The sequence below is a fragment of the Micromonospora sp. ABR4_055 genome, from assembly GCF_056160425.1.
The window spans coordinates 1-26,604 of the sequence record NZ_JBSWXD010000040.1 but is presented as its reverse complement, the minus strand read 5'-3'; the positions used below and the strand labels follow the sequence as shown (position 1 = coordinate 26,604).

Genomic DNA, 26,604 nt, shown 5'->3' with positions numbered 1-26,604 from the left:
CAGACCGACGCCGGACTGTTAGAGTCCGATGCCAGCCATGGATATCGGGCGCTCCGCACCCACCCGACCCGCCAGAACATCCGGCGGCCGCCTCGCGCAGGAGGAAGAAGTTGCTCTCCGCCTTTCTCAGTGCGTTCCGCACGCCTGACCTGCGCAAGAAGCTGCTGTTCACGGTCTTCATCGTCGCGATCTACCGGCTCGGCGCCACGCTGCCGAGCCCAGGCGTGTCGTACGGCAACGTGCAGCAGTGCATCACCGCCATGGAGTCCGGGGACTCCAGCGGGGTCTTCACCCTGCTGAACCTCTTCTCCGGCGGTGCGTTGCTGTCCCTGTCCGTCTTCGCGCTGGGCATCATGCCCTACATCACCGCGTCGATCATCCTGCAGCTGCTCACCGTGGTGATTCCACGGTTGGAGCAGCTCCGCAAGGAGGGGCAGTCCGGCCAGGCCAAGATCACCCAGTACACCCGTTACCTGACCCTGGGCCTGGGCATCCTGCAGGCCTCGGCGTTCGTTGCGCTGGCCCGATCCGGGCAGCTGTTCAACAACATGTGCGACCAGTGGCCGATCATCCCCGACGGGACCGGCCTACCGACCTGGCTGACGCTCAGCGTGCTGGTCATCACGATGACCGCCGGCACCGGCATGGTGATGTGGCTCGGCGAGCTGATCACCGACCGGGGCGTCGGCAACGGCATGTCGGTGCTGATCTTCACCTCGATCGCGGCGCGACTGCCCAGCGAGGGGTGGGCGATCAAGAACACCCACGGCTGGGGCATGTTCGGCCTGGTGATCGTGCTGGTCCTGGTGGTCATCACCGCGGTGGTCTTCATCGAGCAGGCGCAGCGCCGGATCCCGGTGCAGTACGCCAAGCGGATGATCGGCCGGCGGATGTACGGCGGCACCTCGACCTACATCCCGTTGAAGGTCAACCAGGCCGGTGTCATCCCGGTGATCTTCGCCTCGTCGGTGCTCTACCTGCCGCAGCTCGGGCTGCAGTTCTTCGATCCGAACGACCCTGGTCAGGTCCAGGCGTGGATCCAGAACAACCTGGCGAACCCGACCAGCCCGATCTACATCGTCACGTACTTCTTTATGATCATCTTCTTCACGTACTTCTACGTGTCGATCACGTTCAACCCGACCGAGGTCGCGGAGAACATGAAGAAGTACGGTGGCTTCGTGCCCGGCATCCGGCCGGGCCGGCCCACGGCCGAGTACCTCGACTTCATCCTCAGCCGGATCACCCTCCCCGGTGCGCTCTACCTCGGCCTCATCTCCGTCCTGCCGAACTTCTTCTTCATCTGGCTGGACAGCGACCAGTACGTGAACTTCCCGTTCGGTGGCACCGCCGTGCTCATCATGGTCGGTGTCGGTCTGGAAACCGTGAAGCAGATCGAGAGCCAACTCATGCAGCGCAACTACGAAGGGTTCCTCCGGTAGATGAGGCTGGTACTGGTCGGTCCCCCCGGGGCGGGGAAGGGGACCCAGGCCGAGTTCATCGCCGCTCACCTGGTCGTGCCCAAAATCTCGACCGGGGACATCTTCCGGGCCAACGTCTCCCAGGGCACGCCACTGGGTGTCGAGGCCAGGCGATACATGGACGCCGGCAAGCTGGTTCCGGACGAGGTGACCATCAACATGGTCCGGGACCGGCTGGCCGAGCCGGACGCCGCCGAAGGCTTCCTGCTCGACGGCTTCCCGCGAACCACTCCGCAGGCAGCCGCGCTGGACAAGCTGCTGGCCGACCTCGGCACCGCGCTTGATCTGGTGCTGGAGCTGGTCGTCGACGACGACGAGGTGATCCGGCGGCTGTCCGGCCGGCGTACCTGTCGGGGCTGTGGCAAGATCTGGCACGTCGAGTTCGACGCGCCGGCGACCGAGGGCCGCTGTGACCGGTGCGGTGCCGAGCTGTTCCAGCGCGACGACGACAAGCCGGAGACCATTGCCCAGCGCCTGGTGGAGTACGCCGACAAGACCGCGCCGCTGGTCGACTTCTACGGGGCCCAGGGCAAGCTGGTCGGGATCGACGCCACCGGGCCGGTCGAGGACGTCACCGTACGCGCGATCGACGCCCTGCGTTCGTACGGCGGGTAGCGCCCGATGCGCCGCCAGCAGCTGGACATCCAGCTGAAGACTCCGGAGCAGATCGACCGGATGCGGGCCGCCGGTCTGGTGGTCGCTGACGCACTGGCCCGGATGCGGGCGGCGATCGCCCCCGGCGTCTCCACCGCCGATCTGGACGCCATCGCCGCTGCGACGATCCGCGACGCCGGTGCGGTTCCGTCGTTCAAGGGCTACCACGGCTACCCGGCGACCATCTGCTCCTCGGTCAACGAGCAGGTGGTGCACGCGATCCCGGCCGCCGGGCAGGTGCTGCGCGACGGCGACGTCATCTCGGTCGACTGCGGTGCGGTGCTGGATGGCTGGCACGGCGACGCGGCCTTCACCGCGCCGGTCGGGGAGGTGCGTCCGGAACTGCTGCGGATGATCACGGTCGCCGAGGACGCGCTGTGGGCCGGAATCGCCGCTGCGGCGCGCGGTGCGGTCAGCGGCCGTGGCCGGCTCACCGACATCTCGTACGCGGTGGAGCGGGCGATCCGGGCGGGCGGCCGGTACGGCATCGTCGAGGGCTACGGCGGCCACGGGATCGGCACCGAGATGCACCAGGACCCGCACGTGCTCAACTACGGCCGGCCGGGTAAGGGCCCGCGCCTGGTCCCGGGGATGGCGCTGGCCATCGAGCCGATGATCACCGAGGGGTCGGCCCGCACCGACGAGCTGGCCGACGGCTGGACGGTGGTGACCCGGGACGGGTCGATGGCGGTGCACGTCGAGCATTCGATGGCGCTGCTGCCGGACGGCGTCTGGGTGTTGACCGAGCCGGACGGCGGGCGTTCCCGGCTCGGCGATCTGGTGACCGCCCGTCAGCCGGCCGATTCCCGACGCTGACCCGGGGCCTGCCCCGGCTCCGGCCGCCCCCTGGTCAGGTGCCGGTCTGGTCGGGCTGGCACCGGGGTGTCAAGCTGGTAGCCATGGATCGGCGGGACGGGATGCGGGCGGCCGACGCCGACCGGGAGGCAGTGGCCGAACGGTTGCGCAACGCGCTGAGCGAGGGTCGACTGGATCTTGCCGAGTTCGACGAGCGGTTGCAGCTGGCCTACGCGGCGAAGACGTACGGTGATCTGGACGGACTGCTCGACGATCTGCCACCGGTGACCGCCGCCGGACGCTCCCAGTTGGTGCCGGTCGTCGCCGACGGGTTGCCGGCCGAGTTGACTCCCGGCCCGGACGGCCGCTACCCCGGTGCGACCCGCCGGTGGCTGGTCAACGAGTGGGACGGGTACGGGACGGCGGTCGGGATCACCATCGCGATCTGGGCGGTGACCTGCGTCATGAGTCAGGACCTGCGGTACTTCTGGCCGGGCTGGGTGGCCGGCCCGTGGGGCGCGGTGCTGCTGGTGACCACCGTGCTGGGTCTGATCAAGGGCGAGCCGCAACAGTGTGCGGCCAAGCAGGCCCGGCGGCACCTGGCCAAGCAGGAGAAGGCGGAACGCAAGCGGCTTGAGCAGGAGTCCGGCGGGGCCGACGGTCCGGCCCCGGGCCAGGGGTAGCCACCCGGCCGCACACCGGAGGCCAAGCGGTCGGCCGGCGACCGAAGGCCTGACCGGCGCCCGGCGCCCGGCGGCTGAAGGCCTGACCGACGCCCGGCGGGTCGCCGGTAAACTCCCTGATCCTGCTGCTTTGTCGGGTATGCTGACCCGCAGCAGCGCGTGGTTTGCTGTCCGCGTGACAACCCGCGTACACTGATAGGTCGGCGCACAGCGTCCACTCCAGCGTGCCTGCTCTGCGCTTCGGCAGGCCGTGTCTGATCGGGTGTCGCCTGGGTTTCGGTAACCCGGGCCGAGCCCGTCGTCAGACGTCTGGAGCCGCGGCTGGCGCGGTCGAATCGGTACGGTCGGCAGGCCGGACGGGTCCGTCCGCGAATGGTGTTGTGAGCCGATCCCGAGCAACCGACGTCAGGACAGCGGAGGACATGCCGAAAAAAGACGGGGCCATCGAGATCGAAGGTCGAGTGATCGAGCCACTACCGAACGCAATGTTCCGGGTGGAGCTCGCCAACGGCCACAAGGTGCTGGCTCACATCAGCGGCAAGATGCGGCAGCACTACATCCGCATCCTGCCCGAGGACCGGGTCGTCGTCGAGCTTTCGCCGTACGACCTGACCCGCGGGCGCATCGTCTATCGCTACAAGTAACCGCCTGACGGCGGCCGGGGCGTCCCGTGTCCGTCCTCAAGCCCGCACCGTGTACGCGGCCGGGCGTCAACGGAAGTAAGGCAAACCGTGAAGGTCAAGCCGAGCGTCAAGAGGATCTGCAACAAGTGCCGGGTGATCCGCCGGCACGGCCGGGTGATGGTGATCTGCACCGACCCGCGGCACAAGCAGCGCCAGGGCTGACCCCGAGCCGACCGGCAGGAGCCGGGCCGGCGACGGGGCGGTTCAGGCGGCCGATCGCACAACAGCACATGCTCGTCCCAGCCGCGAGCACCCGGTGACCATGTCGCCGTGTCCGTGGCGCAACCCCCGGTCGGAGGCCGGGGCCCGGCATGCCGGCCCACCCAGCTGGGTGGTCGGCGAGGGCAGCCGGGGTGGGGCGGGCTCAGACCTCCGTGCACACCACTTGAGGAGTACGCCCGCACATGGCACGTCTAGTCGGCGTGGATCTGCCCCGCGAGAAGCGGATGGAGATCGCGCTCACCTACATCTTCGGGATCGGCCGGACCCGTTCGATCGCCACGCTTGCCGCGACTGGCATCGACCCGAACAAGCGGGTCCGGGACCTCACCGACGAGGAGCTGGTCCAGCTCCGGGATCACATCGAGGCCAGCTTCAAGGTCGAGGGTGATCTGCGTCGGGAGGTTGCCGCAGACATCCGCCGCAAGGTGGAGATCGGCTGCTACGAGGGCATCCGGCACCGCCGCGGGTTGCCCGTGCACGGCCAGCGCACCCGGACCAACGCCCGGACCCGCAAGGGCCCGAAGCGGACCGTCGCCGGCAAGAAGAAGCCGGGCAAGAAGTAGTCCTGGCCGCCGCCGGGCTCGCCCGGATACCTCGATCGTTCAATAGGAGCGCAGAAAACTTATGCCACCGAAGGCTCGCGCTGGAGCCGCTGTCAAGAAGGTCCGGCGCAAGGAACGCAAGAACGTCGCCCACGGGCAGGCGCACATCAAGAGCACCTTCAACAACACCATCGTCTCGATCACCGACCCGACCGGTGCGGTGATCTCCTGGGCCTCCGCCGGCCAGGTCGGTTTCAAGGGCTCCCGCAAGTCGACGCCGTTCGCCGCGCAGTTGGCCGCCGAGGCCGCCGCCCGGCGGGCGATGGAGCACGGCATGCGCAAGGTCGACGTCTTCGTCAAGGGCCCCGGCTCCGGCCGGGAGACCGCCATCCGTTCGTTGCAGGCCGTCGGCCTGGAGGTCGGGCAGATCTCCGATGTCACGCCGCAGCCGCACAACGGGTGCCGTCCGCCGAAGCGTCGCCGGGTCTGAGAGGTTAGGAAGAGATGGCTCGTTACACGGGTGCTGACTGCCGCCGTTGCCGGCGGGAGAAGATGAAGCTGTTCCTCAAGGGCAGCAAGTGCGATGGGCCGAAGTGCCCGTTCGAATCCCGGCCCTTCCCACCCGGCCAGCACGGCCGCGGCCGGACCAAGGAGACCGAGTACCTCCTCCAGCTGCGGGAGAAGCAGAAGGCCCGCCGGGTGTACGGCGTGCTGGAGAAGCAGTTCCGCGGCTACTACGAGGAAGCAGTGGCCAAGCAGGCGAAGACCGGTGAGGTGCTGCTGCAGATCCTGGAGTCCCGGCTGGACAACGTCGTGTACCGGGCTGGCTACGCCAAGTCCCGGGACATGGCGCGCCAGCTGGTCAAGCACGGGCACTTCATGGTCAACGGCAAGAAGGTCGACATCCCCTCGTTCCGCGTCAAGGAGCACGACATCGTCGAGGTGCGGACGAAGTCGAAGGAGCTGACCCCGTTCCTGGTCGCCCAGGGCGAGGCCGGTTCCAAGACCGTCCCGGCCTGGCTGGAGGCGATCCCCAGCCAGATGAAGATCCTCGTGCACTCCATGCCGGCGCGTCAGACGATCGACACGCAGGTTCAGGAGCAGCTGATCGTCGAGCTCTACTCGAAGTGAGCCACCCCCGTCGACGGGGGTCGCGGTCGACCGGCGTCACCGACGTACGGCACCGGCCCGGCCCCCGTCGACGGGCGCACGACCGACGGGCGTCATATAGCGGTCGCCCCGACCCAAGGAGAAGTACGTGCTCATCAGCCAGCGGCCGACTCTGTCCGAGGAGTCGATCAGCGACACGAGGTCCCTGTTCACCATCGAGCCGTTGGAGCCGGGTTTCGGCTACACGCTCGGCAACTCGCTGCGGCGTACGCTGCTCAGCTCCATTCCGGGCGCGGCGGTCACCAGCATCAAGATCGACGGCGTGCTGCACGAGTTCACCACGATCCCCGGCGTCAAAGAGGACGTGGTCGAGCTGGTCATGAACGTCAAGGAGCTGTGCGTCAGCTCCGAGCACGACGAGCCGGTCAGCATGTACCTGCGCAAGCAGGGCCCCGGTGACGTGACCGCCGGTGACATCCAGCCGCCGGCCGGGGTCTCGGTACACAACCCGGACCTCAAACTGGCCACCCTCAACGGCAAGGGCCGCCTCGACATGGAGCTCACCGTCGAGCGGGGCCGCGGGTACGTCACCGCCGCGCAGAACAAGCAGGCGGGCGCCGAGATCGGCCGGATCCCGGTCGACTCGATCTACTCGCCGGTGCTCAAGGTCACCTACCGGGTGGAGGCGACCCGGGTCGAGCAGCGGACCGACTTCGACCGGCTGATCATCGACGTCGAGACCAAGGCGTCGATCGGGCCGCGTACCGCGCTGGCCTCGGCCGGCTCCACCCTGGTCGAGCTGTTCGGCCTGGCCCGCGAGCTGGACGAGACCGCTGAGGGCATCGACATCGGGCCGTCGCCGCAGGACGCCCAGCTGGCCGCCGACCTGGCGCTGCCGATCGAGGAGCTGGACCTGACCGTACGGTCGTACAACTGCCTCAAGCGCGAGGGCATCAACAGCGTCGGCGAGCTGATCGGGCGGACCGAGGCGGACCTCCTCGATATAAGGAATTTCGGTCAGAAGTCGATCGACGAGGTCAAGATGAAGCTCGCCGGGATGGGGCTGGGCCTGAAGGATTCGGCGCCCAACTTCGACCCGGCACACGTCGTGGACTCCTTCAGCGAAGCCGACTACGACACCGACGACTACCGCGAGACCGAGCAGCTGTAACGCCGGCTGCCGCCACCACTGAGGAGCACCAACCATGCCCACGCCCACCAAGGGCCCCCGCCTCGGCGGCAGCCCCGCGCACGAGCGGATGATGCTGGCCAACCTGGCCACCTCGCTGTTCCGGTACGGCAAGATCAAGACCACCGAGACCAAGGCGAAGCGGCTGCGTCCCCTCGCGGAGCAGCTGATCACCAAGGCCAAGCGGGGCGACCTGCACTCGCGCCGTCGGGTGCTGACCGTCGTGCGGGACAAGGACGTGGTCTTCGAGCTGTTCGACCAGATCGCGCCCCGGTTCGCCAACCGTCCGGGTGGCTACACCCGGATCGTGAAGACCGGCCCGCGCAAGGGGGACAACGCCCCCATGGCGATCATCGAACTGGTCGAGGAGCTGGTGATGACCACCCCGGCGCCGGCCAAGGCCGACCGTCGGGCAGCCGCCCAGCAGGACAAGGTTGAGGCGCTCGCCGGTGCCGACGAGGCGCCGGCCGCGCGTACCGACGCGGACGCCGCGGCCGACCAGGACGCCGAGCCGCCGGTGTCGGCCTCCGGTGACACCGACACCGCTGCCACCCAGGCCGCCCCGGCCGGCGACGGCGAGAACAAGGCCTGAGTCGGCGACGACCACAACCGGTGGGGGAAAGGGGGGGGGGGGGAGGGGGAAGGAGGGAACCCCCCCCCCCTCCCCCCCCCCCCCCCCCCCCCCCCCCCCCCCCCGGGTCCCACCGTCTTTCCGGCAACCACGCGACCTTTCCGGCAACCACGCGACGCAGGAGGATCAGGTGCGGCAGGGGGACGTCCGGCTGCGGCTCGATGTCGCGTACGACGGCACCGACTTTTCCGGCTGGGCGGTGCAACCGCAGCGGCGGACCGTCGCCGGGGTGCTGATCGAGGCCCTGGACCGGGCGTTCGGGCCGGGCGTCGCGCTCGGGCTGACCGTGGCCGGGCGTACCGACGCGGGGGTGCACGCCACCGGCCAGGTGTGCCACCTCGACGTGCCGGCCGAGGTGTGGAGCGAACGGGCCGCGACGCTACTGCGCCGGTTCGCCGGTACGCTGCCCCGCGACGTCCGGGTGCGGGCGGTCACCGAGGTGCCGGTCGACTTCGATGCCCGGTTCGCGGCCACCTACCGGCGGTACGCGTACCGGGTCACCGACGCCCCGTACGGTGCGGAGCCGCTGCGCCGGCACGACACGCTCGCCTGGCCGCGTCCGCTCGACCTGGCCGCGCTGAACGCCGCCGCCGCCGAGCTGGTCGGCGAGCACGACTTCGCCGCGTACTGCCGGCGCAAGGAGCACGCCACCACGATCCGGCAGATCACCCGGCTGGACTGGCACCGGGACGCGGACGGGACACTCATCGGCACCGTACAGGCGGACGCGTTCTGCCAGGCGATGGTGCGTAGCCTGGTCGGGGCGATGCTGTTCGTCGGTGACGGCCGCCGGCCGGTCGACTGGCCGGGCAGCCTGCTGACCCGGCGGGAACGGTCCAGTGAGGTCACCGTCGCCCCGCCACACGGACTTACCCTGGTCGAGGTCGGCTACCCCACCGACCCGGCAGGTTACGCGGCCCGCGCCAGCGTCACCCGCCGGCTGCGGCTACCGGTCGTCGGCTGACCGTCGGTCACGGCGCAGCCGCCTCGGCCGGCGCCGCCTCGGTCGACGCCGGTTGCACTGCCCGCTTCTCCAGCACGTTCGCCTGCAGGTGTAGTTGCAGCATGTCGAAGAGGATCTGCCGGGCATACGGGTCGTCGGCGGGCACCGGTTCGCTGTCGGCGCGGGCGATCACGCAGTACATCAGGAAGTGGCCGAGCGAGTGCCAGCCGACCTGGGCGGAGGAGAGCGCGATCGCCTCGGTCCCCTCGTCGGCGATCATGCCCTGAAAGCGGCCCTTCTCCTCATCGACCATCGGCTTGATCCGGGTGTGTGCCCATTCCGCGCCGGAGGCGTCGGCCAGGTTGAACACCCCGGTGGTGATCAGGTACTCGCCGGTCGGTGACCGTAGCGTGCCGCGGACCACCTGGTTGCAGCCGAGTTCGTCGAGCAGGGTGCCGATATCGCCGGCGACCGCCGCCCGGCAGCGCTCCTCGATCTGGGTTTTCAGCAGCCGGTAGGGCGGCTCGGCCGGGTCGATCACGATGTCACCGGTCGGGAAGACCTCCTCGACGGTGAGCGGCTGCGGATCGGCCTCCCGGGAGCTGACGTCCCGGGGGACCACCGTCGGTGCCGCCACCGGGGCACCCGCCGCCGCACGTCCGTTACGTTCGTCGACGACGATGAAGTACGAGCTCAGCCCGCAGACGCCGAGCATCAGCAGGACGGCGACACCGCTGATCACGACCTGCCACAGCTTCGTCGACGACCACACTGCCGTGGCCGGCCCGGCCGGTCGCCGGCCCTGAGGGTCAGTGGGACGGTCGGTCGGGTGTCGACTCGGTCGGGGGGTCCTGCCCGGCGGCGGGGCGGTGCCCGGTCGCCGGCGTCCGGTCTGACGACGTGCCCCGGGGCTCCGGGACGATCCGACCGCAGCAGGTCCGCTGCCCGGCGGCGCGCCGCCCGCCGGTCCCGGTGGGGGCGGCGGCCGGTATGCCTGGGCCGGCGGCCGGAACGCCTGGGGCGGCGGCCGGAACGCCTGCGGCGGTGGCACAGCGTAGTGTGCCGGGCCGGCACCACGCTGCGGCGGCGCGACGCCTGGCGGCGGTACGGCGTAGTGCGCCGGCCCGGTGCCAGGCGGCATGGCGTAGTGCGCGGGCCCGGCGCCCAGCGGCGGTGCGGCAGGCGGCGGTCGACTCGCCAACCCAGGATGCGGTTGGGGCTGAGCGCGGGGACGCGGTTGGGGCTGAGCGCGGGGATGTGCTCCCGGCGGCGGCTGGGCCCCGAGACGCGGTCGCGGTGACGGCTGTCCACCCGGGTGTGCTCGGGGTGTCGGCTGGGGCCGGGGGCGCGGTGGCGTCGGCGGTACACCGGCGGACCTCGGAGGCCGAGCCGATTGATCGGGTCGAATCTGCCGGCGGTCCGCGCCGGATTCGTACCCGTACGTCATATCGCACAGAGTAACGGACGGATTGGGGGGAGAGCTGCCGGTCAAGACTTGCATCAATTGAAGATCGGGCATAAGCCCTATCGATCGTGGTGACCGCCGTCAACGCCGTACCCCGGGTTGGGCGACAATGCCCCGGTGACCGGCGACCACTACTTCAGCCCGCAGCCCGGCACCGCGGACGTACGGTCGGAGATCGACTTCGCGGTCGCCGGCCGCGACTACACCCTGACCGTCGCCGCCGGAGTGTTCTCCGCCGGCCGGCTCGACCCGGGCACCGCCGTACTGCTGCGCAAGGCCGACCTGCCCGCACCGACCGACCCCGGCCCCTTCCTCGACCTCGGCTGCGGGTACGGCCCGATCACCTGTGTGCTGGCCGACCAGGCGCCAGCCGCAACGGTCCACGCGGTGGACGTGAACGCCCGCGCCCGCGAGCTCACCCTGCTCAACGCCGACCGGCTCGGCGTCGCCGACCGGGTCCGGGTTGCCGATCCGGACCGCGTGCCGCCGGAGCTCACCTTCACCCAGCTGTGGTCCAACCCGCCGATCCGGGTCGGCAAGGCGGAACTGCACGCCCTGCTCACCCGCTGGCTGCCCCGCCTCGCCCCGGGCGGCGTCGGCTGGCTGGTCATCGCCCGCTACCTGGGCGGCGATTCGGTGCAGCAGTGGCTGCGCGACCAGGGCTGGCAGGTGGACCGGCACGCCAGCCAGAAGGGCTACCGGGTGCTGCGGGTCACTCACCACGCCGACTGACCGCCACCCCGGTTCGCCAGTGCCAGTGCCAGTCGCTCACCCGGTGGCGCGAATCTCAGCTGCCGACAGCCAGGGTGATCAGGCACCATGCCGGGGTGGGATACGTGGACGTGGCCGCGGTAGGGCACACCCTGCCGGATGGTCGGGAGCTCTTTGCCGACGTGTCGTTCCGGGTCGGCGAGGGTGCCAAAGTGGCGCTGGTCGGCCCGAACGGCGCCGGCAAGACGACGCTGCTGCGGATGGTCGCCGGTGACCTGCCGGTGGCCACCGGAGCAGTCGCCCGCGCCGGCGGGCTCGGCGTGATGCGGCAGTTCATCGGCATGATCGGCGACGACCGTACACTCGCCGACCTGGCACTGTCGCTCGCCCCGCCGCCGCTGCGGGCCGCAGGAGAACGGCTCGCCGCCGCCGAACGGGCCGTGCACGCCGCTGAGGCCGCCGGCACCACCCCGGCCGCCGCCGAAAAAACCCAGATCGGGTACGCCAACGCCCTCGCCGCCTGGGGCGAAGCCGGCGGCTACGAGGCCGAGGTCGTCTTCGACACGGTGGCCACCGCAGTGCTGGACCTGCCGTGGGACCGGGTCCGGGACCGTCCGGTCCGGACCCTCTCGGGTGGACAACAGAAACGGTTCGCGTTGGAGCTGCTGCTGCGCGGCACCGACGAGGTGCTGCTGCTCGACGAGCCGGACAACTTCCTCGACGTACCCGGGAAACGGTGGCTGGAGCAGCGGCTGCGCGAGTCGACCAAGTCGGTGCTCTACGTCTCGCACGACCGGGAGTTGCTGGCCCAGACCGCCGACCGGGTGGTCGCCGTCGAAGGCGGCTCCGCCTGGACCCATCCGGGCGGCTTCGCCAGCTGGCACTCCGCGCGGGTCGCCCGGCACGCCCGGCTGGAGGAGCAGCGCCGCCGTTGGGACGAGGAGCACGAGAAACTGCGCGAACTGATGCTGATGTACAAGCAGAAGGCGGCGTACAACGACGGGTTGGCCTCGCGGTACCAGGCCGCGCAGACCCGGCTGCGCAAGTTCGAGGAGGCCGGCCCGCCGCCGCTGCCACCGAAGGACCAGTCGCTGCGGATGCGGCTGTCCGGCGGCCGCACCGGCAAGCGGGCGGTGATCTGTGAGCAACTGGAGCTGGATGGGCTGACCTACCCGTTCGACCTGGAGATCTGGTACGGCGACCGGGTCGCGGTGCTCGGGGCCAACGGCACCGGCAAGTCGCACTTCCTGCGGCTGCTGGCCCGGGGCGGAACCGACCCGGACCCGGCGGCCGGCCCGGTCGCCGGCGCGGCGCTCACCCCGGTGGCCCACGACGGGATGGTCCGGCTCGGTGCCCGGGTGCGTCCCGGCCACTTCTCGCAGACCCACGACCGGCCGGAGCTGCTCGACCAGACCCTCGCCGACGTGCTGTGGCGCGGCGACGACCACCGTGACGGGATGGACCGGCACGCGGCGATGGCCGTACTGTCCCGTTACGACCTGGCCGGCCAGGGCGACCAGCGGTTCGGCACCCTCTCCGGCGGCCAGCAGGCCCGGTTCCTGGTGCTGCTGCTGGAGCTGTCCGGTGCCACCCTGCTGCTGCTCGACGAGCCGACCGACAACCTGGACCTGGCCTCGGCCGAGGCGCTGGAGGAAGGGCTGAAGGCCTTCGAGGGTACGGTGATCGCGGTCACCCACGACCGTTGGTTCAGCCGGTCATTCGACCGGTTCGTGCTGTTCCAGGGCGACGGCGAGGTGGTCGAGGTCCCCGAGCCGGTCTGGGACGTACGCTGACCGACATGGCTGAGATGATCTACCGCCGGTTGGGCAACTCCGGGTTGATGGTGTCGGCGGTCGGGGTCGGCTGCAACAACTTCGGCCGCAAGCTGGACGCGGCCGGCACCCGGGCGGTGGTCGACGCCGCACTCGACGCCGGGATCACCCTGTTCGACACCGCCGACATCTACGGCACGCCTTCGGGTGGTTCCGAGGAACAGCTCGGGGCGGCGCTGCGCGGCCGCCGCGACGACGTGGTGCTGGCCACCAAGTTCGGCATGGACATGTCCGGCATGAACGGCGTCGACCACGGGGTACGCGGCTCCCGGCGGTACATCGTGCGGGCCGTCGAGGCGTCGCTGCGCCGACTCGGCACCGATCACATCGACCTGTATCAGTTCCACGAGCCGGACCCGGTCACCCCGGTTGAGGAGACCCTGCGGGCCCTGGACGACCTGGTACGCGCCGGCAAGGTCCGCTATGTGGGTTGCTCGAACTTCGCCGGCTGGCAGATCGCGGACGCCGCGTGGACCGCGCGTACCGCCGGGTTGTCGCCGTTCGTCAGCGCCCAGAACGAGTACAACCTGCTGGACCGGCGGGTGGAGCGGGAAGTGGTGCCGGCCTGCCAGCGCTTCGGCCTGGGGCTGCTGCCGTACTTCCCGCTCGCCGACGGGCTGCTGACCGGCAAGTACCGCCGGAGCGAGGCGCCGCCGCCGGGTAGCCGGCTGGCCGGCGAGAGCAGCCGGTACGCCGCCCGGCTCGCCGGAGCGCCGTGGGACGTCATCGAGGCCCTCGACGCGTACGCCGCGAAGCGGGACCTGCCGCTGCTCGCGGTCGCGATCGGCGGCCTGGCCGCGCAGCCGGCCGTGGCGTCGGTGATCGCCGGGGCGACCACCCCCGAGCAGGTACGGGCGAACGCCGCCGCCGGGTCGTGGCAGCCGGACGCCGCCGACCTCGCCGAACTGCGGTCGATCCTGCCGGAGCCCGCCGGCCCCGGCGGCTCGCTGAGCTGACCGGAACTGCATTTACAAGATCATGTGAGGCTCAGATACCCTACGTCGCGCCCGTAAGGTATCTGAGCCTCACATGATCTTGTCTACTCGGCTGGACTTCCGCCGATGATCAGGTAACTGCATTGCGTGGAGTGGAGACCGGCTGCGGATCGCGGTGCTTCATGCCGATTCGCAGGCCGGCCGTCAGTCGATGATCATTTGGCGGTCGACAACGCTGTCGTGGTGTCGTGGTAGAGATATGTCAACTGTCGAGTGACTGTCGCCTGTCGATCTTCGTGTCGTCGTTGAGTGGCATATCTGGAGGTGGCAACGTGCCCGCAGCATTGTTGAACTCGTCGGTGCCCCGGCGGCAGCTCGGTCGGGAGCTGCGTCGGCTGCGTGAGCGGTTGGCCGGGGTGCCGCAGACCACGGCGGCCCGGGAGTTGGAGTGGTCGGCGACCAAGCTGCTGCGGATGGAGCGGGGTGAGGTGCCGATCCGCGCCGAGGATGTGGTGCTGCTCTGCGAGCTGTACGGCGCTGACCTGAAGACCATCGAGGCGCTGGCCGCGCTGGCCCCGAAGACCAAGGAGAAGGGCTGGTGGCACGACTACGCCAGCATCCCGTCCTGGTTCGAGCTGTTCATCGGTCTGGAGGAGGCCGCCGCCCACCTCCGCGAATTCCATACGGAGCTCGTCTCCGGCGTGCTGCAGACCCGCCCGTACGCAACTGCCGTGTTCAGCGTGAACCAGTACGAAGTGCCGGCGGAGGAGATCGAGCGCAGGGTCGAGATGCGGATGCGTCGCGCGCGGTTGCTGACCCGAATGGAGCCCTACCTGCCCAGGTTCGACATCGTGCTCGACGAAGCGATCCTGCGTCGACCGATCGGCAGCGGTCAGACCATGGCCGGACAGTTGCGTCGGCTGGCTCAGGCCGGGGAGCAGCCGAATGTCTCGATCCGGGTGCTGCCCTTCAGCGCCGGGCTGCACGCCGGCCTGATGGCGCACGGTTCGTTCACTCTTCTTGATTTTCCAGAAGGGAACGAGCCGACGACTGTCTATTCTACGTGGAGGAGCTGACAGGAGCTCTGTTCCTCGATCGGCCGGATGAGGCTGAGCGGTACGCTTGGACCTTCACCGACATCGCTGGCCGGGCGCTGAGCGAGCAGGCCAGTCGTGACCTCTTCTGGCGGACCGCGAAGGAGTACGAGTCATGATCGATCTTTCCGGAGCTAGCTGGCGCAAGAGCAGCCGATCAAACAACCAGGGTCAGTGCGTCGAGGTGGCGGACGGACTGGGTGGGGTCGTCGGGGTGCGGGACTCGAAGGATCCGGCTGGTCCGGTGCTGGTGGTCGCCCCGGCAAGCTGGTCACGCTTCGTCGCCGCTACGAAGAACAGCACCCTCACGAGTTGATTGGCGGTCGGTGGAGTTCCGCCGCGACGCCGCCTCGTGACTTCGACCGCCGAGGCGTGATCCGATCCGTAAGGGAGTACGGCGATGATCGACTTTGGTTCCACCAACTGGCGGAAGAGCAGCCGGTCGAACAACCAGGGCGAGTGTGTCGAGATGGCGGACGGGCCGGGTGGCGTTGTCGGGGTGCGGGACTCGAAGGATCCGGCTGGTCCGGTGCTGGTAGTCGCCCCAGCGAGCTGGTCGAGTTTCGTCGCCGCCGCGAGGGCTGGCACCTTCACCAGCTGACGCTTCTGGGTCCGGCCGACCAGAGGGTCGCGTAGGGCGGCTGCGGGAACCCCGAAGGGCCACCTGCGCTACCGCGGACGGCATGACTACCGGCAGTCACCTGCGCCAATGTCGCATCCGGTCTGCGCGTGATCTTTGTTCGCCCAGCTGATGGTGAGCCTGGTCACGGCCGACAGCGGCGGGGTGGGCAGCGACCGAAGGTTGCCTCGGATCGGCCCTTGGCGGATCGACGAGACCGTCGTACGGTAACAGGCAAGTAACCCACGGGAGCCCGGTGCACCGGGCTGAGAGGGAGGCTGACGCGGCCTCCGACCGTCGAACCTGATCCGGGTAATGCCGGCGCAGGGAGGAGCGTTGCCGTGCCGTCCCTTGGGCGACTGCATCTGATCACCGACACCCGACCCGGGTGCGACCCGCTCGGCGTACTGCGGGCCGCGCTGGCCGCCGCCCGCGCCGCCGGCGCCGCCGCCGACCTGGTCGTGCAGGTCCGCGTCGAGGACGACATGTCCGACCGGGACGCGTACGACCTGACCGTGCGCGCGGTCGCCGAATGTGCCGCGTACCAGGTGACCTGCCTGGTCAACGACCGGTTGCACGTCGCGCTCGCGACCGGTGCGGCCGGCGCGCACGTCGGCGCGCTGGACCTCCCGGTCGACGCCGCCCGCCGGGTGCTCGGGCCGGCCGCGATCCTCGGTGCCACCGCTCGCGAGCCGGCCACCGGGCGGGCGGCGGTCGCGGCCGGGGCGACGTACCTGGGGGTCGGGCCGTGCTACGCCACCGGCACGAAGACCGGGCTGCCCGACCCGATCGGGCCGGCCGGGCTGGCCGCCGTCGCCGCTACGGTCGACGTGCCGGTGATCGCGATCGCCGGGGTCACTGTGGACCGGGTTGTGCAGCTGCTGGCCGCCGGGGCGCACGGGGTCGCGGTGGTCGGCGCGATCGCCGGAGCCGCCGATCCGGGCCGGGCCACTGCTGACCTGCTGACCGCGGTACGGCAGCGGCCCGCCGCCGGGACGGGCGCGACACGATGACCGGGCCGGCCGAGGGCGCGGATGTGGCGGTGGTCGGCGGCGGGCCGATCGGGATGAGTATCGCCTGGCGGTGCGCCCGGCGCGGGCTGCGTACCGCGCTCTACGACCCGGCACCCGGGTCCGGGGCGTCCTCGGTGGCCGCCGGGATGCTCGCCCCGGTCGCCGAGTCGCACTTCGGCGAGGCCGAGCTGACCCGGCTGCTGGTCGACTCGGCGGCCCGCTGGCCGGCGTTCGCCGCCGAGCTGACCGCCGTCACCGGCCAGGACATCGGCTACCGCACCGACGGCACGCTGGTCGTCACGCTCACCGGCGACGACCGGCGCGAGGCGGAGCGGCTCTGGGCGTACCAGCGGAGTCTGGACCTGCCGATCACGCTGCTGCGCGGCACGGCGCTGCGCGAGCGCGAACCGGCGTTGGCGCCGAGGGTGCGCGGCGGTGCGCTGATGCCCGACGACCACCAGGTCGACCCGCGTCGGCTGGTCGGGGCGTTGGACACCGCGCTGGACCGGGCCGGGGTGACCGTCGTCCCGCAGCCGGTCACCGATGTTTCCGCACTGGACGCGCGGGTCGTCGTGGTCGCCGCCGGCTGCGGATCGGCGGCGCTGACCGGGCTGCCGGTCCGCCCGGTAAAAGGCCAGATCCTGCGGCTGCGGGCCCCCGGCGGCGCCGTCGGGTTCCGGCACGTGATCCGGGGGTACGCCGACGGCCGGCACGTCTACCTGGTGCCCCGCGCCGACGGTGAGGTTGTCGTCGGCGCCACCGTCGAGGAACGGGGCGACACCATCGTCACCGCCGGAGCGGTGCTGGAACTGCTGCGCGCCGCCGCCGACCTGCTGCCGGAGATCGCCGAGCACGAGCTGGTCGAGGCGCAGGCGGCGGCCCGGCCCGGCACGCCGGACAACGCGCCGCTGCTCGGCTGGCACCAGCAGCCCGGCGTCGGCTCCGCAGGCAGAGGCGGCGGCGGCACCGCAGGCCGGGAAGTGCTGGTGGCGACCGGGCATCACCGGCACGGCATCGTGCTGACCCCGGTGACCGCCGACCTGATCGCCGACATGGCGGCCGGGGACGATCCGGATCCGGCGCTGGCACCGTTTCGGCCCGGCCGGTTCACCGCCGCGAACAGGGAACTCGCAGGGGAGGAGCAGCCGTGGAGTTGATCGTCAACGGGGCACCGATGACCGCGCCGACCGGGACCTTGCTGGTCGACGTCGTCCGGGCGGTCACCGACCGGGCACGCGGCGTCGCCGTCGCCGTCAACGGTGAAGTGGTGCCGCGCAGCGGCTGGTCGGCCGAGCAGCTGTGCGACGGTGACCGGGTCGAAGTGCTGATCGCGGCGCAGGGCGGGTGAGCCGGATGCCGTTCACCGTCGCCGGGCACAGCTTCGACTCCCGGCTGATCCTCGGCACCGGCGGCGCCGCCAACCTGCACATCCTGGAGCAGGCGATTGCGGCCAGTGGCACCGGTCTGGTCACGGTCGCGCTGCGCCGGGTGGACAGCGCCGCCACGATGCACGGCGGCCTGCTCGACCTGCTGGAGCGCTGCGGCGTACGGCTGCTGCCGAACACCGCCGGCTGCTACACCGCCACCGAGGCGGTCAAGGTGGCCCACCTGGCCCGCGAGGCGTTCGACACCGACTGGGTGAAGCTGGAGGTCGTCGGCGACGAACGGACCCTGCTGCCGGACGGTGCCGAGCTGCTGCGCGCCGCCGAGCAGCTGGTCGACGACGGTTTCACCGTGCTGCCGTACACCACCGACGATCCGGTGCTGGCCCGCCGGCTGGCCGACGCCGGCTGCGCGGCGGTGATGCCGGCCGGTGCACCGATCGGCTCCGGGCTTGGCATCCTCAACCCGCACCACATCCGACTGATCCGACAGTCGGTGGACATTCCCGTGGTGCTGGACGCGGGGGTCGGCACTGCCTCCGACGCCGCGCTCGCGATGGAACTCGGCTGCGACGCGGTGCTGCTGGCCAGCGCGGTGACCCGGGCCGCCGACCCGGTCGCGATGGCCACCGCCATGCGGCACGCCATCGAAGCGGGCCGGTTGGCCGGCCGGGCCGGGCGGATCCCCCGTCGCTACCACGCCCTGGCATCCACTCCCGACGATGGGCGGCCCGAGCTGTGAACGGGATCATCCTGCTCACCGACCGCCGGCAGACCGCCCGGCCGCTGCCGGAGGTGGTCGCGGCGGCGGTGGCCGGCGGGCTCCGGCAGGTGGTGCTGCGGGAACGGGACCTGCCCCGGGCACAACGTGCCGCGTTGGCCGACCGGTTGCGCGGCATCCTCGCCCCGGTCGGCGGGACGCTGATCGTCGCCGGGCCGGACCCGCTGGGCGGTGACGCGGTGCACCTGCGCGCCGCCGGGCCGTACCCGCCACCGGTGTTCGGACTGGTCGGCCGCTCCTGTCACGACGAGACCGAGCTCGGTCGACTGACCACGGAGGACTACGTGACGGTGTCGCCGGTCTTCGCGACCGCGTCCAAACCCGGGTACGGTCCGCCGCTGGGGCCGGCCGGGCTGGCCCGTCTGGTCCGAGTGGCCGCCGGCCGGCCGGTGGTCGCGCTCGCCGGGGTGACCACAGCGGAGCAGGTCGCCACCTGTCGGGCGGCCGGTGCCGTCGGGGCGGCGGTGATGGGCGCGGTGATGCGCGCCGCCGACCCGGCGGCGGTCGCGGCGGAGCTGGTCGCGGCTGCGTCACCGGCCGAGGTGAGCAGTTGATGGCCAGCGACCGAGGTGAGCTGCTGATGGCCGGCGACCGAACCACTCCGGTGGTGGCGATGACGATCGCCGGCTCCGATTCCGGCGGCGGGGCCGGCATCCAGGCGGACCTGAAGGTCTTCGCCGCGCTCGGCGTCTACGGCACCAGCGCGATCACTGCGGTGACCGCGCAGAACACCACCGGCGTCACCAGCGTCCATCAGCTGCCGGCCGGTCAGGTACGGGCCCAGATCGAGGCGGTCCGCGCCGACCTTCCGGTGCGCGCGGTGAAAACCGGCATGCTCGGTACGGCCCGGATCGCCGGGGCGGTCGCCGCGCTGGCCCGGGCCGGGGAGCTGCCGAACCTGGTGGTCGATCCGGTGCTGGTCTCGACCAGCGGGCACCGGCTCGGTGTGGTCGGCGCGGTCGAGCGGCTGCTGCCGTACGCGCTGGTCGCGACGCCGAATCGGGCGGAGGCCTCGGCGTTGGTCGGCTGGCCGGTGCGGACCGTCGACGAGATGGCCCGAGCCGCCGTCGAGCTGGCCGCCGGCGGACCGAGGTTCGTGGTGGTGACCGGTGGCGACCCGGACGGTACGTCGACCGACCCGGCGGCGGTCGACGTGGTCGCGACCGCGAACCCGGCGGTCGACGTCGCCGGAACCGCTGTCGCCGGCTGGCGGCTGGCCGGCGAACGGATGGACACCCGCAACACACACGGCACCGGGTGCAGCTTCGCGGCGGCGGTGGCAGCCCGGTTGGCGCTCGGCGACGACGTGCCGGCGGCGTTGGTCTTCGCCAAGGAGTACGTCGCGCGGGCGCTCGCTGGTGCCCGGCACTGGCGGTTGGGCTCCGGCCACGGCCCGATCGACCACTTTGGATGGTCGCACCAGGTGGCTCAGCACCGGTTGTTCGGCAACTACCTGAAGGAGGCCCACTGATGCAGGCTCGGCGCAAGGTGTACGTGCAAGGACCGCGACCGGACATCCAGGTGCCGTTCGCCGAGGTGACGCTGACCGGCGACAATCCGCCGGTGCGCCTCTACGACACGTCGGGTCCGGGGTCGGACCCGCAGGTCGGGCTGGCCGCGCTGCGCGGGCGGTGGATCGCCGAGCGTGGCGATGTCGCCCCGGTGCGCGGTGCGGGCACCCCGCTGGCTGGGGCCCACGGGCGTCGGCCGACCCAGTTGGCGTACGCCCGGGCCGGGACCGTCACCCCGGAGATGGAGTTCGTCGCGTTGCGGGAGAACCTGCCGGCCGAGGTGGTACGGGAGGAGATCGCCGCCGGACGTGCGGTGCTGCCGGCCAACGTCAACCACCCGGAGTCCGAGCCGATGATCATCGGTGGTCGGTTCCTGGTGAAGGTGAACGCCAACATCGGCACCTCGGCGGTCTCGTCGTCGGTGGCCGAGGAGGTGGAGAAGCTGACCTGGGCCACCCGGTGGGGTGCGGACACGGTGATGGACCTGTCCACCGGCAAGCGGATCCACGAGACCCGCGAGGCGATCGTGCGCAACTCGGCGGTGCCGATCGGTACGGTCCCGATCTACCAGGCGTTGGAGAAGGTCGGTGGGGATCCGGTCAAGCTGAGCTGGGACGTGTTCCGGGAGACCGTGATCGAGCAGGCCGAGCAGGGCGTCGACTACATGACGGTGCATGCCGGGGTGCTGCTGCCGTACGTGCCGTTGGCGGTCGACCGGGTCACCGGGATCGTCTCCCGGGGCGGGTCGATCATGGCTGCCTGGTGCCTGGCGCACCACCAGGAGAACTTCCTCTACACGAACTTCGCCGAGTTGTGCGAGATCCTGGCCCGCTACGACGTGACCTTCTCACTGGGCGACGGGCTGCGGCCGGGGTCGATCGCCGACGCCAACGACGCCGCCCAGTTCGCCGAGCTGCGGACGTTGGGCGAGTTGACCAGCATCGCGTGGGAGCACGACGTGCAGGTGATGATCGAGGGCCCCGGCCACGTGCCGATGCACAAGATCAAGGAGAACGTGGACCTGCAGCAGGAGCTGTGCCACCAGGCGCCGTTCTACACCCTCGGCCCGCTGACCACCGACATCGCCCCAGCGTACGACCACATCACCTCGGCGATCGGGGCTGCCATGATCGGCATGTTCGGCACCGCGATGCTCTGTTACGTCACCCCGAAGGAGCACCTGGGGCTGCCGGACCGCGACGACGTCAAGGCCGGGGTGATCGCGTACAAGATCGCGGCGCACGCGGCCGACCTGGCCAAGGGACATCCGGGAGCGCAGGCCTGGGACGACGCGTTGTCCAAGGCGCGGTTCGAGTTCCGCTGGGAGGACCAGTTCAACCTGTCGCTGGATCCGGAGACGGCGCGGTCCTACCACGACGCGACGCTGCCGGCCGAGCCGGCGAAGTCGGCCCACTTCTGCTCGATGTGCGGCCCGAAGTTCTGCTCGATGAAAATCACGCAGGATCTGAAGGAGTACGCCCAACAGGGTATGAAGGACAAATCAGATGAATTCGTCGCATCCGGTGGTCGGGTCTACCTGCCGTTGGCCTGATCGTCGGCGCCACTACGGCTCCGCCCGTCGGCGCGGCGGGGTTGCCGGCGCAGCTCGCTGACCCAGTCGACATGTTCGGCGTCCTCGTCGGTCAGTGTCGGGGTGGGTGCCGGCCGCCGCTGCCGCATGAACCGTGGCCGGGGGATTCGGCCGGCCGCAGGTGCGGCGGTCGGCGCGGTGGGTGGTGGGGCGACCGGTTGCGGCGCGACCGGCGGTGGGGCGACCGGTTGCGGCGTCGGCCGGTCGACGGCACCGGTCACCGGCACCGGAGCCGGAGTCGGCGGTCCCTCTGGCGAGATCGGCGTCGGGTCGACACGGGGGATGACCGCCGCGGGTGTCGGCGGCGGACGATCACCCGGGTGCGCCTGAGCGGCGATCGGCGCTGGTGATGCTGCGGTCGGGTCTGTCCCGGTCGGGTCCGGTGCGGGTCGGCCGGGCGCGGGTCGGGTGGGCATCGGCGGGCCAGGTACCGGCGGCGCTGCAGGACCGGGTGACACCCGCCCGAGGGGTGCCGGATCGGCGGAGGTCTTTTCAGATAGGGCAGTTTCCGCTACCGATTCGCGGCTCCCGGTCGAGCCGTCGGCGGGTCCGGCGGGGGTTCCGACAGCGGTTGCGGGCCTTCCGGTTGCGGTTCCGGCCGGCCGACCGGGCTGGCGCACGGCAGCCACAGTGATCGAACCGACGACTCCGGCGGCCACCGCCAGCAGCGCCGCCCGGTAGGGGTCGTCCTGGTAGGACCCAGCCCGGCCGGCCCCGGCGACCAGGTACGCGGCGTTGAGGACCGCCGGTCCGGCCATTCCGGACACCGCCGTCGCAACCGTCGGCACCGCCCGCCTCCGGGCCAGCCCGCTCACCGCCGCGCCGAGCACCAGCGCCAGCGCCGGTAGCAGCACGAACAGTTGCCAGCCGGGGTCACCCGGGTCGAGCGCGACCGGTTCGAGTACCCCGGGTCGGATCCCGCCGACGGCGTCACCCGCCCACAGGTCTGGGGCAGCGGACCCGACCGCCAGCAGCCAGAGCGCACCGCTGAACACCAGCAAGTTCCAGCGCATCGCCGGATGGGCCAGCGCGGCCAGTGCCGCAGGCAGACCTACCACCGCCCCGATCCCGCCGATCAGGGCGGCGACCGTCACCGGATCGGCGACCCCGGTCGACGCCTGCGCCGGCAGCACCGACAACCCGACCACGGCGAGCGCCGCACCGATCGTGGCGATCAGCGCCAGGACGACCCGGCGGACCGCCGTACGGACCGCCGACACGCGCAGGTGCCGGGCCCGACGCTGCTCGGCGACCCGTTGCGCCACGCACGCGCCGACGACGGCAGCGACGATCGCGAACCAGGCGAGCCAGGTCAGCTGCGTCGGCCAGAGATCAGCGGTCGGCCCGGCGAAGTCGCGGCGCAGGCGTACCAGTTGGAGACCGTAAGCGGCACCAAGCTGGACGGCACCGGCGAACGCCGCCACACCGAATGCCGTTGTGATCGCTCTGAGCCAGGTCCGCAAGGCCATGCCGGGAGGTTACGGCCGGCCGCCCGCACTGTCGACCTGGACCGGGCGACCGCCGCCGGGCCGGTGGGTCAGCCCAGCTGAGGCAGCACCTCGGCAGCGACCAGCTCCAGGTGGTCCAAATCGGCGAGGTCGATGAACCGCAGGTGTACCCGGCTGGTACCGACCGCCGAGAACTCCCCGATCCGGTCCACCAGTTGGGCCGGCGAACCGATCACCGGGTCCTCCGGCGGCAGGGCGCTCTTCTCGTGCAGCGGCGCGGCGCGGCGCTGCGCCTCGGCGTCGGTACGCCCGATCGCGATGACGATGCCGGCCGACATGGTCAGCGGCGGTCGGCCCTGCTCGGTGCGCCCGGTCCGGTGACAGGCCTCGGTCACCCGCTCGTAAGCCGCCGCGGTCTCGGCGACCGACTTGAACGGCATGTTGAACTCGTCGGCAAACTGGGCAGCGAGCTCCGGGGTCCGCTTCGGCCCTCGTCCGCCGATGATGATCGGCGGGCCGGCCGGCTGCGCCGGCTTCGGTAGCGCCGGAGCGTCGACCAGCTGGTAGTGGTCGCCGTGGAAGCTGAACCTGTCACCGACCGGAGTACGCCACAGCCCGGTGATCACCTCGAGCTGCTCGGCCAACCGGTCGAAGCGTTCCCCGACGGACGGGAACGGCAGCCCGTAGGCGGTGTGCTCCCGGGCGTACCAGCCGGCCCCGATGCCGAGGTCGACCCGGCCGCCGCTCATCTGGTCGACCTGAGCGACCATCACGGCGAGTGGCCCGGGCAGCCGGAAGGTCGCCGAGGTGACCAGCGTGCCGAGCCGGATCCGGGAGGTCTCCCGGGCCAGCGCGGCCAGGGTCAGCCAGGCGTCGGTCGGCCCCGGCAGCGCCAGTTCCTCGCCCATCGACTGGTAGTGGTCGGCCCGCAGGTAGCCCTCGAACCCGGACTCCTCGGCGAGCCGGGCCAGCCGGAGCTGGTCGTCGTAGCTGGCGCCGCGGTGCGGCTCGGTGAACACGCTGACCCGCATGGTCAGTACCCTCCGATCCCGGCCGTCGCCGGTGCGTCGCGTTCCATCAGCACCTCGTGCAGCTCCGCACTGCACCGGGCTACGTCCTCGGTGTGCGCGTTGCGCCCCAGGCTGCGGGGGCGGGGAATGTCGATCGGTACGATCTTGCGGATTCGCCCTGGTCGAGGGCTCAGCACCACGACCCGGTCGGCGAGCAGGACGGCTTCGTCGATCGAGTGGGTGACGAAGACGATGGTCGCCGCGCGCTCCATGTGGATCCGTTGCAGCTCGACGGAGAGCTCCTCCCGGGTCAGCGCGTCCAGCGCCGAGAACGGCTCGTCCATCAGCAGCACCTGTGGTTCGGCGAGCAACGAGCGGCACAGCGACACCCGCTGCTGCATGCCGCCGGACAGCTCGTGCGGCAGCCGCTTGTCGAAGCCGGCCAGCCCGACCATCTCCAGCAGTTCCAAGGCCTTTGCCCGGTGCTGCCTGCGGCGCAACCCGAAGATCTCCGCCGGCAGCAGAACATTGTCCAGCACTGATCGCCAGGGCAGCAGGGCCGGGCGTTGGAAGAGCATCGCAATGTCCCGACGTGGTTTGACCACCTGCTGACCACCGACAGTGATCTCGCCGGCCGTCGTCGGAAGCAGTCCGGCGATGAGCCTGAGCAGGGTGGACTTGCCACAGCCGGAACGACCGACGACCGCGACGAACTCACCGGCGGTCACCGAGAGGTCGATGCCGCGCAGTGCCTCTACTGTGCCGGAGCGACCGGCGAACGTCCGTCCGACTCCGCTGAGCTGGATCATGGGGCCGACAGTTCCCTCGTCCTGAGTCGATCAACAAGCGGGGGACAGAGTATCCGGATCGTGCCGGCCACGCACCACCCGCGCGGTAAACACTTTTGATTGCGATGCAGGGTCCACGATGCCCGGCTGTCGCATTGGTCAGGTTTCCCTCGTACTCTGTTGCCCGCGAAGTTTCCCAACGCGACCGCGGCACCGGTCCGGCCCCCACCGAGCGGCTGCCGCGCCGGACCAACTACCCCCTCCGGTCGCCTCGACGACCTGCGGGTTCGTCGAGGGGCCGTCGGGTTGGAAAGGACACACGTTCATGACAAGGCTCACCCGTACGATCGCCGCCACGGCCCTCGCGGCGGCGCTCGCGGTCACTGCCGGCTGCAGCGCGGACGACGGTGGCGAGGCGAATGCCGGTGGCACCGAGGAATTGAAGAAAGTGACGTATCTCACTTCCTTCGGCAACTTCGGCCGGGACTCCTACGCCTGGGTCGCCAAGGACAAGGGCTTCTTCGAGGAGGCCGGGTTCGACGTAGAGGTCAAAGCAGGTGCCGGCACCGGCGACAACATCAAGACCGTCGTCGCTGGACAGGCGCACTTCACCCCGATCGACATGACCGGCGGGCTGCTGCAGTACGGCAACGGCGAGGCGAAGGACTTCGTCGTGGTCGCCGGCATCCAGCAGCGCACCATGGCGGCGATCATCGCGCTCGACGGCAGCGGCATCACCACCCCCAAGGACCTGGAGGGCAAGACGCTCGCCGACGCCCCCGGCTCGGTGGTGCGCAACCTGTTCCCGACGTACGCCTCGCTGGCCGGCATCGACGAGACCAAGGTCGAGTGGGTCAACGGCGCTCCGCAGACCCTGATGGGCACCCTGGCCTCCGGGTCGGTGGACGGCATCGGCCAGTTCGTGGTCGGTAAGCCCACTGTGGAGACCGTCGCGCAGGGCAAGACCGCCGTGGTGCTGCCGTACAGCGACATCATGACCGACCTGTACGGCAACGTGCTGATCACCTCGACGGCGATCGCCGAGGAGGACCCGGAGATGGTGAAGCGCTTCAGCGCGGCACTGCTCAAGGGCCTGGAGTACAGCATCACCAACCCGGAGGAGGCCGGCGAGATCCTGGCCGAGAACGTGGAGGAGGCCAACCCGGCCGCCGCCGCCGCCGAACTGGAACTGATGGCCGCCTTCGTGAAGTCGACCAGCTCCGGTGTGCCGGTCGGTGCGCTGGACAGCCAGCGGATCGCCCGCAGCATCGCGATCCTGCAGGGCGCCGGAGCGATCCCGCCGGGCCTGGAGCCGGAGCAGGTCGTCAACTTCGACCTGGCCCCGAACGCCGAGTCCTGACCGACCCGGGTGGGGGGGGGGGGGGGGGAGGGGGGGGGGAGAACCACCCACACCCCAAAGATCCGGGGGAACGGGGAGGGGGGGTGGCAGCTTCCCCCCCTCAAGACGTCTCTTCTCCCCATCTCCCCACC

31 protein-coding genes and 1 riboswitch are annotated in these 26,604 nt (G+C 70.9%); of the genes, 27 read left to right on the top strand and 4 right to left on the bottom strand.

Features of this window, described 5'->3' with window-relative positions:
* Window positions 1–110: 110 nt before the first annotated feature.
* The 12 genes from secY (at window position 111) to truA (ending at window position 8,954) form a co-directional block, all read left to right on the top strand.
* Window positions 111–1,442, top strand: coding sequence for a preprotein translocase subunit SecY (gene secY, locus ACXAHD_RS12205; RefSeq protein WP_281551887.1), 1,332 nt, complete (start codon window positions 111–113; stop codon window positions 1,440–1,442).
* Window positions 1,443–2,096, top strand: a complete 654-nt coding sequence (locus tag ACXAHD_RS12200) for an adenylate kinase (protein ID WP_281551886.1) — start codon at window positions 1,443–1,445, stop codon at window positions 2,094–2,096.
* A gap of 6 nt (window positions 2,097–2,102) precedes the next feature.
* Window positions 2,103–2,951, top strand: a complete 849-nt coding sequence (gene map, locus ACXAHD_RS12195; RefSeq protein ID WP_123606128.1) for a type I methionyl aminopeptidase — start codon at window positions 2,103–2,105, stop codon at window positions 2,949–2,951.
* An 83-nt stretch (window positions 2,952–3,034) separates the two neighbouring features.
* Complete coding sequence (locus ACXAHD_RS12190; RefSeq protein ID WP_281551884.1) at window positions 3,035–3,613, top strand: DUF1707 SHOCT-like domain-containing protein; 579 nt, start codon at window positions 3,035–3,037, stop codon at window positions 3,611–3,613.
* Between the two features lie 422 nt (window positions 3,614–4,035).
* Complete coding sequence (gene infA, locus ACXAHD_RS12185; RefSeq protein WP_007073013.1) at window positions 4,036–4,257, top strand: translation initiation factor IF-1; 222 nt, start codon at window positions 4,036–4,038, stop codon at window positions 4,255–4,257.
* A gap of 87 nt (window positions 4,258–4,344) precedes the next feature.
* Complete coding sequence (gene rpmJ, locus ACXAHD_RS12180) at window positions 4,345–4,458, top strand: 50S ribosomal protein L36 (protein ID WP_012184307.1); 114 nt, start codon at window positions 4,345–4,347, stop codon at window positions 4,456–4,458.
* Window positions 4,459–4,700: 242 nt separating this feature from the next.
* Entirely contained in the window at window positions 4,701–5,081 is a 381-nt protein-coding gene (gene rpsM, locus ACXAHD_RS12175; protein ID WP_123606127.1) for a 30S ribosomal protein S13, read from the top strand.
* A gap of 61 nt (window positions 5,082–5,142) precedes the next feature.
* On the top strand, window positions 5,143–5,550 hold the full coding sequence (gene rpsK / locus ACXAHD_RS12170) for a 30S ribosomal protein S11 (RefSeq protein ID WP_007073011.1): 408 nt from the start codon (window positions 5,143–5,145) through the stop codon (window positions 5,548–5,550).
* Between the two features lie 14 nt (window positions 5,551–5,564).
* Window positions 5,565–6,191 (top strand): 30S ribosomal protein S4, encoded by a 627-nt coding sequence (gene rpsD / locus ACXAHD_RS12165; protein WP_123606126.1) that lies wholly within the window; start codon window positions 5,565–5,567, stop codon window positions 6,189–6,191.
* 127 nt (window positions 6,192–6,318) lie between these two features.
* Window positions 6,319–7,341: a DNA-directed RNA polymerase subunit alpha gene (locus ACXAHD_RS12160; protein WP_278173705.1), complete on the top strand. Its 1,023-nt coding sequence runs from the start codon at window positions 6,319–6,321 to the stop codon at window positions 7,339–7,341.
* Window positions 7,342–7,375: 34 nt separating this feature from the next.
* Entirely contained in the window at window positions 7,376–7,951 is a 576-nt protein-coding gene (rplQ, locus tag ACXAHD_RS12155) for a 50S ribosomal protein L17 (RefSeq protein WP_281551883.1), read from the top strand.
* A 169-nt stretch (window positions 7,952–8,120) separates the two neighbouring features.
* Window positions 8,121–8,954: a tRNA pseudouridine(38-40) synthase TruA gene (truA, locus tag ACXAHD_RS12150; RefSeq protein WP_289211391.1), complete on the top strand. Its 834-nt coding sequence runs from the start codon at window positions 8,121–8,123 to the stop codon at window positions 8,952–8,954.
* 7 nt (window positions 8,955–8,961) lie between these two features.
* Here truA and ACXAHD_RS12145 read toward each other — a convergent pair whose 3' ends face one another.
* Window positions 8,962–9,675, bottom strand: a complete 714-nt coding sequence (locus tag ACXAHD_RS12145) for a hypothetical protein (protein WP_281551881.1) — start codon at window positions 9,673–9,675, stop codon at window positions 8,962–8,964.
* A gap of 840 nt (window positions 9,676–10,515) precedes the next feature.
* On the opposite strand from ACXAHD_RS12145, the gene ACXAHD_RS12140 reads away from it, so the two are divergent.
* The 14 genes from ACXAHD_RS12140 (at window position 10,516) to thiC (ending at window position 21,828) form a co-directional block, all read left to right on the top strand.
* A complete protein-coding gene (locus ACXAHD_RS12140) occupies window positions 10,516–11,130 on the top strand; it encodes a class I SAM-dependent methyltransferase (RefSeq protein WP_281551880.1) in 615 nt (204 codons plus the stop codon).
* Window positions 11,131–11,225: 95 nt separating this feature from the next.
* Window positions 11,226–12,902 (top strand): ABC-F family ATP-binding cassette domain-containing protein, encoded by a 1,677-nt coding sequence (locus tag ACXAHD_RS12135; protein WP_289211389.1) that lies wholly within the window; start codon window positions 11,226–11,228, stop codon window positions 12,900–12,902.
* Between the two features lie 5 nt (window positions 12,903–12,907).
* Entirely contained in the window at window positions 12,908–13,897 is a 990-nt protein-coding gene (locus ACXAHD_RS12130; RefSeq protein ID WP_281551878.1) for an aldo/keto reductase, read from the top strand.
* Between the two features lie 311 nt (window positions 13,898–14,208).
* Window positions 14,209–14,952 (top strand): helix-turn-helix domain-containing protein, encoded by a 744-nt coding sequence (locus ACXAHD_RS12125; protein WP_475050492.1) that lies wholly within the window; start codon window positions 14,209–14,211, stop codon window positions 14,950–14,952.
* Window positions 14,940–15,089, top strand: coding sequence for a hypothetical protein (locus ACXAHD_RS12120; protein ID WP_475050490.1), 150 nt, complete (start codon window positions 14,940–14,942; stop codon window positions 15,087–15,089). The genes ACXAHD_RS12125 and ACXAHD_RS12120 overlap by 13 nt, the downstream gene beginning before the upstream one ends.
* Window positions 15,086–15,286, top strand: a complete 201-nt coding sequence (locus tag ACXAHD_RS12115) for a DUF397 domain-containing protein (RefSeq protein WP_281551876.1) — start codon at window positions 15,086–15,088, stop codon at window positions 15,284–15,286. Before ACXAHD_RS12120 ends, ACXAHD_RS12115 begins: the two co-directional genes overlap by 4 nt.
* An 84-nt stretch (window positions 15,287–15,370) precedes the next feature.
* Window positions 15,371–15,571: a DUF397 domain-containing protein gene (locus ACXAHD_RS12110; RefSeq protein WP_289211387.1), complete on the top strand. Its 201-nt coding sequence runs from the start codon at window positions 15,371–15,373 to the stop codon at window positions 15,569–15,571.
* Window positions 15,572–15,824: 253 nt separating this feature from the next.
* Window positions 15,825–15,936, top strand: a riboswitch (TPP riboswitch).
* A complete protein-coding gene (locus tag ACXAHD_RS12105) occupies window positions 15,931–16,602 on the top strand; it encodes a thiamine phosphate synthase (RefSeq protein ID WP_281551874.1) in 672 nt (223 codons plus the stop codon). (Overlaps the previous riboswitch by 6 nt.)
* Window positions 16,599–17,759: a glycine oxidase ThiO gene (gene thiO, locus ACXAHD_RS12100; protein ID WP_475050485.1), complete on the top strand. Its 1,161-nt coding sequence runs from the start codon at window positions 16,599–16,601 to the stop codon at window positions 17,757–17,759. The genes ACXAHD_RS12105 and thiO overlap by 4 nt, the downstream gene beginning before the upstream one ends.
* Window positions 17,750–17,950, top strand: coding sequence for a sulfur carrier protein ThiS (gene thiS, locus ACXAHD_RS12095; protein ID WP_278173720.1), 201 nt, complete (start codon window positions 17,750–17,752; stop codon window positions 17,948–17,950). Before thiO ends, thiS begins: the two co-directional genes overlap by 10 nt.
* A gap of 5 nt (window positions 17,951–17,955) precedes the next feature.
* A complete protein-coding gene (locus tag ACXAHD_RS12090; RefSeq protein ID WP_281551872.1) occupies window positions 17,956–18,726 on the top strand; it encodes a thiazole synthase in 771 nt (256 codons plus the stop codon).
* Entirely contained in the window at window positions 18,723–19,319 is a 597-nt protein-coding gene (locus ACXAHD_RS12085) for a thiamine phosphate synthase (RefSeq protein WP_289211385.1), read from the top strand. Before ACXAHD_RS12090 ends, ACXAHD_RS12085 begins: the two co-directional genes overlap by 4 nt.
* Window positions 19,319–20,236 (top strand): bifunctional hydroxymethylpyrimidine kinase/phosphomethylpyrimidine kinase, encoded by a 918-nt coding sequence (gene thiD, locus ACXAHD_RS12080; RefSeq protein ID WP_281551870.1) that lies wholly within the window; start codon window positions 19,319–19,321, stop codon window positions 20,234–20,236. The genes ACXAHD_RS12085 and thiD overlap by 1 nt, the downstream gene beginning before the upstream one ends.
* Complete coding sequence (gene thiC, locus ACXAHD_RS12075) at window positions 20,236–21,828, top strand: phosphomethylpyrimidine synthase ThiC (RefSeq protein WP_281551869.1); 1,593 nt, start codon at window positions 20,236–20,238, stop codon at window positions 21,826–21,828. Before thiD ends, thiC begins: the two co-directional genes overlap by 1 nt.
* Here thiC and ACXAHD_RS12070 read toward each other — a convergent pair.
* From ACXAHD_RS12070 to ACXAHD_RS12060, 3 genes are all read right to left on the bottom strand, one after another.
* A complete protein-coding gene (locus ACXAHD_RS12070) occupies window positions 21,810–23,336 on the bottom strand; it encodes a hypothetical protein (RefSeq protein ID WP_281551868.1) in 1,527 nt (508 codons plus the stop codon). The genes thiC and ACXAHD_RS12070 overlap by 19 nt on opposite strands.
* 68 nt (window positions 23,337–23,404) lie before the next feature.
* The gene (locus ACXAHD_RS12065; RefSeq protein WP_281551867.1) at window positions 23,405–24,346 is read right to left on the bottom strand and encodes an LLM class F420-dependent oxidoreductase; all 942 of its coding nucleotides are present in this window, start codon (window positions 24,344–24,346) and stop codon (window positions 23,405–23,407) included.
* A gap of 2 nt (window positions 24,347–24,348) precedes the next feature.
* The gene (locus ACXAHD_RS12060) at window positions 24,349–25,134 is read right to left on the bottom strand and encodes an ABC transporter ATP-binding protein (RefSeq protein ID WP_281551866.1); all 786 of its coding nucleotides are present in this window, start codon (window positions 25,132–25,134) and stop codon (window positions 24,349–24,351) included.
* Window positions 25,135–25,438: 304 nt separating this feature from the next.
* Here ACXAHD_RS12060 and ACXAHD_RS12055 point away from each other — a divergent pair, with 304 nt between their 5' ends.
* Complete coding sequence (locus tag ACXAHD_RS12055; protein WP_281551865.1) at window positions 25,439–26,473, top strand: ABC transporter substrate-binding protein; 1,035 nt, start codon at window positions 25,439–25,441, stop codon at window positions 26,471–26,473.
* The last annotated feature ends 131 nt before the right edge of the window (window positions 26,474–26,604 follow it).

Excerpts from the sequence above, each read along its gene's own strand:
- ACXAHD_RS12200 (WP_281551886.1), top strand. The coding sequence starts at position 1,443 with ATGAGGCTGGTACTGGTCGGTCCCCCCGGGGCGGGGAAGGGGACCCAG.
- map (WP_123606128.1), top strand. The coding sequence starts at position 2,103 with ATGCGCCGCCAGCAGCTGGACATCCAGCTGAAGACTCCGGAGCAGATC.
- ACXAHD_RS12190 (WP_281551884.1), top strand. The coding sequence starts at position 3,035 with ATGGATCGGCGGGACGGGATGCGGGCGGCCGACGCCGACCGGGAGGCA.
- infA (WP_007073013.1), top strand. The coding sequence starts at position 4,036 with ATGCCGAAAAAAGACGGGGCCATCGAGATCGAAGGTCGAGTGATCGAG.
- rpsM (WP_123606127.1), top strand. The coding sequence starts at position 4,701 with ATGGCACGTCTAGTCGGCGTGGATCTGCCCCGCGAGAAGCGGATGGAG.
- rpsK (WP_007073011.1), top strand. The coding sequence starts at position 5,143 with ATGCCACCGAAGGCTCGCGCTGGAGCCGCTGTCAAGAAGGTCCGGCGC.
- rpsD (WP_123606126.1), top strand. The coding sequence starts at position 5,565 with ATGGCTCGTTACACGGGTGCTGACTGCCGCCGTTGCCGGCGGGAGAAG.
- rplQ (WP_281551883.1), top strand. The coding sequence starts at position 7,376 with ATGCCCACGCCCACCAAGGGCCCCCGCCTCGGCGGCAGCCCCGCGCAC.
- ACXAHD_RS12130 (WP_281551878.1), top strand. The coding sequence starts at position 12,908 with ATGGCTGAGATGATCTACCGCCGGTTGGGCAACTCCGGGTTGATGGTG.
- ACXAHD_RS12115 (WP_281551876.1), top strand. The coding sequence starts at position 15,086 with ATGATCGATCTTTCCGGAGCTAGCTGGCGCAAGAGCAGCCGATCAAAC.
- ACXAHD_RS12110 (WP_289211387.1), top strand. The coding sequence starts at position 15,371 with ATGATCGACTTTGGTTCCACCAACTGGCGGAAGAGCAGCCGGTCGAAC.
- thiO (WP_475050485.1), top strand. The coding sequence starts at position 16,599 with ATGACCGGGCCGGCCGAGGGCGCGGATGTGGCGGTGGTCGGCGGCGGG.
- ACXAHD_RS12090 (WP_281551872.1), top strand. The coding sequence starts at position 17,956 with ATGCCGTTCACCGTCGCCGGGCACAGCTTCGACTCCCGGCTGATCCTC.
- thiD (WP_281551870.1), top strand. The coding sequence starts at position 19,319 with ATGGCCAGCGACCGAGGTGAGCTGCTGATGGCCGGCGACCGAACCACT.
- thiC (WP_281551869.1), top strand. The coding sequence starts at position 20,236 with ATGCAGGCTCGGCGCAAGGTGTACGTGCAAGGACCGCGACCGGACATC.
- ACXAHD_RS12070 (WP_281551868.1), bottom strand. The coding sequence starts at position 23,336 with ATGGCCTTGCGGACCTGGCTCAGAGCGATCACAACGGCATTCGGTGTG.
- ACXAHD_RS12065 (WP_281551867.1), bottom strand. The coding sequence starts at position 24,346 with ATGCGGGTCAGCGTGTTCACCGAGCCGCACCGCGGCGCCAGCTACGAC.
- ACXAHD_RS12060 (WP_281551866.1), bottom strand. The coding sequence starts at position 25,134 with ATGATCCAGCTCAGCGGAGTCGGACGGACGTTCGCCGGTCGCTCCGGC.
- ACXAHD_RS12055 (WP_281551865.1), top strand. The coding sequence starts at position 25,439 with ATGACAAGGCTCACCCGTACGATCGCCGCCACGGCCCTCGCGGCGGCG.